We start from the raw sequence: 1,765 nt of genomic DNA, 5'->3' as shown, positions 1-1,765 counted from the left end.
GCGTTTCAGACTTGTCTAGCTCATGCCCAAGCACCTCTTGCACAAGCTTTTGGTAACCAAGCGACGGCCCTAAACCCAAAAATGCTGCCGCCAACTGGGTATCAAACGCGGCTTTGATGCGCGCACCCGTCGAATGAAACAAAAGCTCAATATCTTCACTCATCGAATGCAAGACCTTGACCACTGACTCACTTTCTAGCAAAGGCGCTAACAAACTGAGATCATCTACTTCCAAAGGGTCAATCAGGTAGACGTGCTCGCCTGCTGCAATCTGTATGAGACCCGGTGCTGCGAAATAGGTGTTGGTTCGCATAAATTCGGTATCGATTGCAACGACAGTTTCATTTAAACAAAGCTTTATAGCCTCAGTAAGCGCTGCTGCATCATTAATAATCTGGACACTCATTTAATCAACCTTCTTCAATAACAGGCTTGCGCCCGGAAAAGGCATGACTAAGCGTCCCACCATCAACATAACCAAGATTCCCACCTAGAGGAATACCATGCGCTAAGCGCGTAATGAGTACATCAGACTCACTAAACACTTCAGCAATGTAATGAGCCGTTGCTTCACCTTCAACGGTTGGGTTTGTAGCCAATATTATTTCCTTGGCTGACAATGAGCTGACTCGATCCATTAAAGCTGGAATGCCGATCTCTGCAGGACCTTTACCATCAAGTGGTGACAAGCTACCTTTCAATACGAAGTACACACCCTTAAACTGATGTGTCTGTTCAATCGCGATCAAATCAGAGGGAGATTCGACAACACATAAAGTGTTGTGTTCCCGCTGAGCGTCCTGACAGATATGACAATACTCACTTTCACTTAAGGTTCGACACCCCACACACTCGCCTACTGCTTCCAAAGCATGCGACAAGGAATTAGCCAAACGCTGGGCACCATTGGGTTTTTCATCCAACAGCGACAGAGCCATTCGCTGGGCAGACTTCTGCCCTACTCCAGGCAAAACTCTTAGTGACTCAATCAGCTCATCAATAACAGGACCGAAAGTCATACTCTTATTTCATCCACAATTGCATTAAAAGTCGATCGTTAGAACGGCATTTTGAAGCCAGGAGGGAAGCCCATACCTTCCGCTAAGCCTGACATTGCATTTTTGTTCTTTTCTTCGATCCTTCTTACCGCATCATTTACTGCTGCAGCAAGTAAATCTTCCAAAAACTCTTTATCTTCACTCAACACAGTGTCATCTAGCTCAACCTTAATAACATCATGACGACCATTCATCACAACCTTCACCAAGCCAGCACCGGATTCACCCATCACTTCTGCATTCGCAGCTTCTTCTTGCTGCTTTTGAAGCTCTTCTTGCATTTTTTGGGCTTGCTTCATAATATCGCCCAAGTTTCCACCAATCATATTTTTCTCCACTTACTATTGTGCAGAGCGTCTTCAGAAGGCAACTGCACGCGATCATATTTTATTAAATAATCTGCCCTAAAGCTTTAATGCTATTTTCAATCAACACACCATCAAACTCTCTAATCATCTGTTGGACATAGGGGTCATTTTCAACACTCAGTTTTGCTTGCTCCCCCATTTCCGCTTTCACGCGTTCACGCCACATCATCGGCGACTCGTGTTCGGGCTTTAAGCCCTCGAAGAAAGTAATATTTCGCCCTTGTGCCACTTCTTTACTCAATGATTCACGAATCCGCCCTTCATGACTTGGATTTAGCAAACGAAAGTGTCCAGCCTCAAAATAAAGATTCAAGCCGTCCGGGTTCTCTTCTAGCACTG

Annotated in this window: 3 protein-coding genes and 1 pseudogene; all 4 read right to left on the bottom strand. The window is 45.1% G+C overall.

The features are described 5' to 3' along the window. Positions 1-406 (bottom strand): annotated as a pseudogene (locus A3763_RS19915) (ribonuclease D); the annotation flags it as partial. Between the two features lie 4 nt (positions 407-410). After that, positions 411-1,019 (bottom strand): recombination mediator RecR, encoded by a 609-nt coding sequence (recR, locus tag A3763_RS19910; protein WP_068514766.1) that lies wholly within the window; start codon positions 1,017-1,019, stop codon positions 411-413. A gap of 38 nt (positions 1,020-1,057) precedes the next feature. Beyond that, the gene (locus A3763_RS19905) at positions 1,058-1,384 is read right to left on the bottom strand and encodes a YbaB/EbfC family nucleoid-associated protein (protein ID WP_068507357.1); all 327 of its coding nucleotides are present in this window, start codon (positions 1,382-1,384) and stop codon (positions 1,058-1,060) included. A gap of 64 nt (positions 1,385-1,448) precedes the next feature. Further along, positions 1,449-1,765: DNA polymerase III subunit gamma/tau C-terminal domain-containing protein (locus tag A3763_RS19900; protein WP_197483007.1), on the bottom strand; the 317-nt coding region annotated here is incomplete at its 5' end.

Source organism: Oleiphilus sp. HI0128 (genome assembly GCF_001635365.1).
Note: the sequence above shows the minus strand (reverse complement) of the source record. Positions and strands in the feature narration are given on the sequence as shown.